Consider the following 7,086-nt stretch of genomic DNA (forward strand, 5'->3'; position numbering starts at 1 on the left):
GTGCCGGTGGCCGGCACTTTCGCCGGCGCCGCGCTCGTGATCGGCAGCGGGCTCTACATCCTGCACCGGGAGACGAGGCTTCGGCGCGGCACCTGACACCGAAGCTTCATCAAACCGCAAACGGCCGGTCATCAGCGCTTGCTATTCCCGCCCCGTGTGACGTGTGGGGCATTGGATGGTTGCAGCGATCGAGGTCCGTCAGCTCAGCAAGACCTTCGCCGGCGGCCGCCGGGCGTTGGACGCCGTCGATCTGACCGTTGGCCGGGGCGAGATGGTCGCCCTGATCGGCGCCTCCGGTTCCGGCAAGTCTACCCTGATGCGCCATATCGGTGGCCTGGTCGCGGGCGACCGGAAGTCGACTCCCTCGGGCACCATCACGGTGGGTGGCCGCGTGGTCCAGAACCAGGGCCGGATCGCCGCAGACATCCGTGCGATCCGGGGTGAGATCGGCTTCATCTTCCAGCAGTTCGGCCTGGTCAACCGCATGAGCGTGCTGATGAACACGCTCGCCGGCGCGCTCGGCCGGACGCCGCAGTGGCGCAAGATGATCAAATTCTTTCCCGCCGAAGAGCGCGCGGCCGCCATGGCAGCGCTCGCCCGCGTCGGCGTGCAGGATTGGGCCTATGAACGGGCCGGCAATCTCTCCGGCGGGCAGCAGCAGCGCGTGGCGATCGCGCGCGCCCTGGTCCAGCAGGCGCCCCTGGTGATGGCCGACGAGCCGATCGCCTCGCTCGATCCCGCTTCGTCCCGCAACGTCATGGAAATCCTGCAGCGGATCAATCGCGAGGACGGCATCACCGTCGTCGTCACCCTGCATCAGGTCGACTATGCGGTGAAATATTGTCAGCGCACGGTCGCCTTGCGCGCCGGCGCCATCGTCTATGACGGCCCTTCGGCCGCGCTGACGCCCCAGCTCCTGGCCGAACTCTATGCCGGCGACACGGAAGCGGCCGCGGCGCTCTGGGGCTCGGCCAGCCTCGAAGACGCGACCGGACTCGAGGCCAAACTGGCCACCGGCCTGTCCTGAATCCTTTCACCACCCAGCCACACAAGGAACACGGGTCATGTTCAAGAAGACCATCGCCGCCCTCGCCATGGTGGGCGCGGCTTTCGGGCTGATGCCCAAGGCCGATGCGGCCGAGACGCTGAACTTCGGCATCATCTCGACCGAGTCCTCGACCAACCTGAAGACCATCTGGGATCCGTTCCTGGCCGACATGAACAAGCAGACCGGCTATGAGGTGAAGCCCTTCTTCGCCTCCGACTATGCCGGCATCATCGAGGCGATGCGCTTCAAGCAGGTCGACATTGCCTGGTACGGCAACAAGTCGGCCATGGAAGCGGTCGATCGCGCCAACGGCCAGATCTTCGTGCAGACCGTCGCGGTCGACGGCTCGGCCGGCTACTACGCCCATCTGATCGTGCCGTCGGACAGCCCGCTGAACAGCCTCGACGACCTGCTCAAGCATGGCGGCAAGGACCTGATTTTCGGTAACGGCGATCCGAATTCGACCTCGGGCTTCCTGGTGCCGGGCTATTACGTCTTCGCCCTGAACCACATCGACCCCAAGACCTACTTCAAGCAGGTCCTGAACGCCGGCCACGAGGCGAATGCGCTGGCCGTCGCCAACAAGCAGGTCGACGTCGCCACCAACAACAGCGAAAACCTCGACCGCCTGAAGGTCACCAAGCCGGACGCGCTCGCCAAGATCAAGATCATCTGGACCTCGCCGATCATCCCGTCCGATCCGATCGTCTGGCGCAAGGACCTGCCCGACGCCGACAAGGCCAAGCTGAACGCCTTCTTCCTGGGCTACGGCAAGGAACGCGCCGGCTTCACCGCCGAACAGGTCGCGGCCGAGAAGAAGATCCTGGCCGCGCTGCAGTGGCAGGGCTTCAAGGCCTCGAACGACGACCAGCTGACCCCGATCCGCCAGCTCGAACTCTTCAAGAAGAAGAGCAAGATCGAAGCCGACGCCAGCCTGTCCGCCGACGACAAGGCCAAGCAGATCGCCGAGATCGACGCCAAGCTCAAGGAACTCGAAGCCAAGTCGAAGACCAACTGAGGCAGAAGGGGGCGCCGGGTTTCCGCCCGGCGCCCCCATTCTTTTTGGGGAGCAGCGCCGCCATGACCATGCCCAGCACCACGGGTCAGCTCGACCTCGCCCAAAGGGCGCAGATCGAAGGACGCAAGCGGCTCTACAATGCCGCCGGCTGGCTCGCCTTCCTGGCGCTGCTCGTCCTGTCCTATCACGGGGCGGGGATCGATTTCGGCAAGCTTTGGACCAACCGCGAGAATATCGCCACCATCGCCTCCGACTTCTGGCCCGACCGGCCGCTCTATTTCATCGAGCATGCCGAATGGGGCTATTACGCAGCGGCCATGTGGGAGACGGTGCAGATCGCGATCTGGGGCACTTTCCTGGCCGTCGTCTTCGCCGTGCCTTTCGGCCTCATGTGCTCGCACAATGTGGCGCCCTGGTGGATCGTCCAGCCGACCCGGCGGGTGATGGATGCGCTCCGCGCCATCAACGAGATGGTCTTCGCACTGCTCTTCGTCGTCGCTGTCGGCCTCGGGCCTTTCGCCGGCGCCCTGGCGCTCTTCGTCCATACCACCGGCATCCTGGCCAAGCTGTTCTCCGAAGCGGTCGAGGCGATCGACGACCGGCCGGTCGAGGGTATCCGGGCGACCGGGGCCACCACGCTCGACGAAATCGTCTTCGGCGTGATCCCGCAGGTCCTGCCGCTCTGGGTTTCCTATTCGCTCTATCGCTTCGAGTCGAACGTGCGCTCCGCCGCCGTGCTCGGCATCGTCGGGGCAGGCGGCATCGGCATGGCACTCTACGAGGAACTGCGCGCCTTCAATTATCCCACCGCGGCCGGGATCATGGTGATCATCATCATCGCCGTCTCGCTGCTCGACATGCTCTCCGCCCAGCTCCGCAAGCTCGTGAGCTAAATTACACCTAATTTATTTGTATTGAATTGCTCTAACCGAAAGCCGATGTTGAATCTGTGGCGGCCGGGCGCGGCGCTGGAGATTCAACTTTGGCCGATTTCGATTTCCTGCCCGTGTTCCAGCCCGGCTGGGTCTGGCTGGCGGGTGCCGGACCCGGCGACCCGTCGCTGCTGACCCTCGGCGTGCATTCGGCGCTTCAGCAGGCGGATGTCGTCGTCCATGACGCCCTGGTGGGCGGCGACGTGCTGCGCTTCGTGCGCCCCGGCGCGCTGCTCGACTATGCCGGCAAACGGGGCGGGCGGCCGTCATGCCGCCAGGACGACATCACGGCCAAGCTGATTTCCCTGGCCCGCGCAGGCAAGCGGGTGCTGCGCCTCAAGGGCGGCGACCCCTTCATGTTCGGCCGGGGCGGGGAAGAGGCGCTGGCCCTGTCCCGCGCCGGGATTCCCTTCCGCGTGCTGCCCGGCGTCACCGCCGGGATCGGCGGGCTCGCCTATGGCGGCGTGCCGGCGACCCATCGCGGCATCAATGCCGCCGTCACCTTCCTGACCGGGCATGGCGCCGACGGCGCGCCGCCGGACGACCTGGATTGGGGTGCGATCGCGCGCGGCGCCCCCGTGCTGGTGATCTATATGGGCGTGCATCACATGGCCGGGATCGCCGAACGGCTGATCGCGGGCGGGCGCAGCCCGGCCGAGCCCGTCGCCGTGATCACCGACGCCAGCCTGCCGAGCCAGCGTGTGGTCGAGGCGACGCTGGCCACGGCTGCGGCGACCATCGCCACTGAGGCGGTGCGGGCGCCGGCCATGATTGTCATCGGCGAAGTGGTGCGGCTGCGCGCCGAACTCGACTGGGTGGGACGCTTCGTGACCCAGGCCGAACAGCCCCTGGCTCAGCGCGCCTGACCGCGGCGGCGGGCGCCCTCGGCCCGGCGGGCCGGCAGCGCATCCAGCACCGCCTGTTTCTCCTCCGCACTCATGAGGCTCCAGGCGCCGATCTCGTCGAGCGTGCGCAGGCAGCCGGTGCAGCGCCGCCGCACCGGGTCGACCTGGCAGACCTTGATGCAGGGCGACGGCGGCCCGTCGGCGGGAAGGGGGGATTTGCGCGACATGATCGGCAAGTCCTAGCAGATCGTGCCGAACCTGCCGATTCCGAAGCGCCGATCGCGTGATCGGCCCCGCTTTCAGCCCCGTGACGCGACGTCAAGCCATGCCGCCTTGATCGCCCCGTCTGCCCCGCTATCATGCCGGACGACCGAAGCCGGCATGACAACGGCGAATGGGTGAGGAGTAGTCATGGACCTGTCCTTCAGTGCGGCAGATCTCGCGTTTCAGCGCGAGGTCCGCGAATTCATCGCCGCGAATTATCCGGCCGACATCAAGGCCCGTTTCGATGCGGGGCTGGAGCCGCGCAAGGACGATTTCGTCCGCTGGCAGAAGATCCTTTATCAAAAGGGCTGGGTCGCCCCGGGTTGGCCGAAGGAATATGGCGGCACCGGCTGGACCGCGACGCAGAAGTACATCTTCCAGGAAGAGCTGGGCGCTGCCAACACGCCGGGGATCATTCCCTTCGGCCTGGCCATGGTCGCCCCGGTGATCTACACCTTCGGCTCGGAAGAGCAGAAGAAGCGCTTCCTGCCGGGCATTCTGTCGTCCGACGTCTGGTGGTGTCAGGGCTATTCGGAGCCGGGTTCGGGCTCCGACCTCGCCTCGCTGAAGACCAAGGCGGTCAGGCAGGGCGACAAATATATCGTCAATGGTTCCAAGACCTGGACCACCATGGCCCAATGGGCCGACTGGATCTTCTGCCTGGTGCGCACCGACAGTTCGGTGAAGCAGCAGGAGGGCATTTCCTTCCTGCTGTTCGACATGAAGTCGCCCGGCGTCACCGTCCGCCCGATCATCACCATGGACGGCGGCCACGAAGTGAACGAGTGCTTCTTCGACAATGTCGAAGTGCCGGCGGAAAACCTGATCGGCCAGGAAGGCATGGGCTGGACCTATGCCAAGTTCCTGCTCGGCCATGAGCGTTCGGGCATCGCCGCCGTGGCGCGCTCCAAGCGCGGCATCGCCAAGCTGAAGCAGATCGCCGCGGCCGAGATGTCGAACGGCGCGCCGCTGATCGAGGATCCGGACTACCGCCGCAAGCTGGCCGAACTCGAGATCGACCTGACCGCGCTCGAATATACCGAGCTGCGCACCCTCGCCCGGGAGAGCCAGGGCAAGGGCCCGGGGCCGGAATCCTCGATCCTCAAGATCAAGGGCACCGAGATCCAGCAGGCGATCACCGAACTCGCGGTCGAGGCGGCGGGCTATTACGGCTTCGCCTTCAACCGCCGCGCCATGGACGGCGCCAACGAGCCGCTGATCGGCCCGGCGGCCACCGCCTTCGCGGCGCCGAGCTATTTCAACATGCGCAAGACCTCGATCTACGGCGGGTCGAACGAAATTCAGAAGAACATCATCGCCAAGATGGTGCTGGGGCTCTGAGGGCGGGGAGAGAGACCATGGACTTCAATTACAGTGACGAGCAGAAGCTGCTGATCGACAGCGTCGAGCGCTTCATCCAGGACGACTACGACTTCGACACCCGCCGGGCCATCGTGAAATCGGAAGAGGGCTTCCGGCGCGACCTGTGGCAGCAGTTCGGCGAGCTCGGCTGGCTCGCCGTGCCCTTCTCGGAAGAGGACGGCGGGTTGGGCGGTTCGCCGATCGAAACCATGATCATCATGGAAGCCTTCGGCAAGGGCCTGGTGGTGGAACCCTATCTGTCCACCGTGGTGCTCGCCGGCGGCTTGCTGAAGGCGGGCGGTACGGCCGACCAGCGGGCCTCGCTGCTGCCCGAGCTGATGGCCGGCAGCCTGATCGTCGCCGTCGGCTACGCCGAGCCGACCTCGCGCTTCAACCTGGCCGACGTCTCGACCAAGGCCGAGGCTTCGGGCGAAGGTTTCGTGCTGAACGGCCGGAAATCCGTCGTCCTGCACGGGCCGATGGCCGGCAAGTTCATTGTCAGCGCGCGCACCGCGGGCGGCCAGCGTGATACCGATGGGATCACCCTGTTCCTGGTCGATGCCGAGGCGGCGGGCGTCTCGCGCCAGGACTATCCGACGGTCGACGGGCTCCGCGCTTCGGAACTCGTGCTGAACAATGTCACGGTCGGGCCGGAGGACGTGGTCGGCCCCCTGGGCGGCGGCTTCGCCCTGCTCGAACAAGTGGTCGACGAGGCCACGGCGGCGGTCTGCGCCGAAGCCGTGGGCGCCATGGAGAAGCTGCACAAGACGACGCTGGAATATGCCCGCACGCGCGTGCAGTTCGGCCAGCCGATCGGCCGCTTCCAGGTCATCCAGCACCGCCTGGTGGACATGTACATGGCCTATGAGCAGGCGAAGTCCATGGCCCTGATGGCCAACCTGAAGCTGGGCGCCAGCCCGGCCGAACGGCGGAAGGCGGTTTCGGCCGCCAAGGTCCAGATCGGCAAGTCGGCCCGCTTCGTCGGCCAGCAGGCGGTCCAGCTCCACGGCGGCATGGGCATGACCGACGAGCTGAACGTCGGCCATTACTTCAAGCGCCTGACCATGATCGAAACCCTGTTCGGCAACACCGACTACCACCTGAAGCGTTACGCCGCGGCGTGATGCCATAGGTTCTGCCGCCGCCTGCCTCAGGGCAGGCGGAACAGGCCAGCAGGGGCCCCGTAATGGGCCGGCCAGTCGGCATAGGCGACATCGGTCGGCCCGATCACGTAAGCGATCGTATACCAGCGGCCCTCGACCCGCTCGAACAGGGCGAAAGTGGCGTCGCCGTCCAGGTCCTCCGCCATGTCGGCCAGGCCCGTGGTGGCGAAAGCGATCGGCGCGCCCGCTTTGGTGCGGGGATGCAGGGTGGCGAAGGCCCAGTCGCCCTGGACGCGGATCCCATCGACGACGAAGACCACCGCCTGATGCAATTCGGCCTCCACGGCCGGACGCAGCGCGTCGAGGATCGGCTTCCGCCGCGGATCGTCGCGGGCGATCTCCTCGACCGGCGCCTCCCCGGCGACGATGCCCTGCGCCAGCACAAACGCTGGCGGGGCTGCCGACTGGGCGGCGAGGGCGAGCAGCGAGGCGTAAACCAGTCTCCGCATAAGGG

At 66.4% G+C, this 7,086-nt stretch carries 8 protein-coding genes; 6 read left to right on the forward strand and 2 right to left on the reverse strand.

The genetic code is table 11. The features are described 5' to 3' along the window. Nucleotides 1–175: 175 nt before the first annotated feature. The 4 genes from phnC (at nt 176) to cobA (ending at nt 3,864) form a co-directional block, all read left to right on the forward strand. Nucleotides 176–1,027: a phosphonate ABC transporter ATP-binding protein gene (phnC, locus tag WC493_RS20825; RefSeq protein WP_373068138.1), complete on the forward strand. Its 852-nt coding sequence runs from the start codon at nt 176–178 to the stop codon at nt 1,025–1,027. Nucleotides 1,028–1,064: 37 nt separating this feature from the next. After that, on the forward strand, nt 1,065–2,066 hold the full coding sequence (phnD, locus tag WC493_RS20830) for a phosphonate ABC transporter substrate-binding protein (protein WP_373068140.1): 1,002 nt from the start codon (nt 1,065–1,067) through the stop codon (nt 2,064–2,066). A gap of 62 nt (nt 2,067–2,128) precedes the next feature. Continuing rightward, on the forward strand, nt 2,129–2,959 hold the full coding sequence (gene phnE / locus WC493_RS20835) for a phosphonate ABC transporter, permease protein PhnE (RefSeq protein WP_373068142.1): 831 nt from the start codon (nt 2,129–2,131) through the stop codon (nt 2,957–2,959). Between the two features lie 89 nt (nt 2,960–3,048). Further along, on the forward strand, nt 3,049–3,864 hold the full coding sequence (cobA, locus tag WC493_RS20840; protein ID WP_373068144.1) for a uroporphyrinogen-III C-methyltransferase: 816 nt from the start codon (nt 3,049–3,051) through the stop codon (nt 3,862–3,864). Here cobA and WC493_RS20845 read toward each other — a convergent pair. Further along, nucleotides 3,852–4,070 carry a DUF1289 domain-containing protein gene (locus WC493_RS20845; protein WP_373068146.1) on the reverse strand — a complete coding sequence of 73 codons (219 nt, stop codon included), beginning with the start codon at nt 4,068–4,070 and terminating at the stop codon, nt 3,852–3,854. The two genes, cobA and WC493_RS20845, sit on opposite strands and share 13 nt — an antisense overlap. Nucleotides 4,071–4,254: 184 nt before the next feature. On the opposite strand from WC493_RS20845, the gene WC493_RS20850 reads away from it, so the two are divergent. Together WC493_RS20850 and WC493_RS20855 are read left to right on the forward strand one after the other, a co-directional pair. Further along, nucleotides 4,255–5,448 carry an acyl-CoA dehydrogenase family protein gene (locus WC493_RS20850; RefSeq protein WP_373068148.1) on the forward strand — a complete coding sequence of 398 codons (1,194 nt, stop codon included), beginning with the start codon at nt 4,255–4,257 and terminating at the stop codon, nt 5,446–5,448. Between the two features lie 17 nt (nt 5,449–5,465). Further along, nucleotides 5,466–6,593: an acyl-CoA dehydrogenase family protein gene (locus WC493_RS20855; RefSeq protein WP_373068150.1), complete on the forward strand. Its 1,128-nt coding sequence runs from the start codon at nt 5,466–5,468 to the stop codon at nt 6,591–6,593. 26 nt (nt 6,594–6,619) lie between these two features. Here WC493_RS20855 and WC493_RS20860 read toward each other — a convergent pair. Continuing rightward, the coding region (locus WC493_RS20860) for a hypothetical protein (protein WP_373068152.1) at nt 6,620–7,086 on the reverse strand (467 nt) is incomplete at its 5' end.

Origin of the sequence: Zavarzinia sp. (assembly GCF_041650655.1) — a bacterium.
In the GTDB taxonomy this organism is placed as follows: domain Bacteria; phylum Pseudomonadota; class Alphaproteobacteria; order Zavarziniales; family Zavarziniaceae; genus Zavarzinia.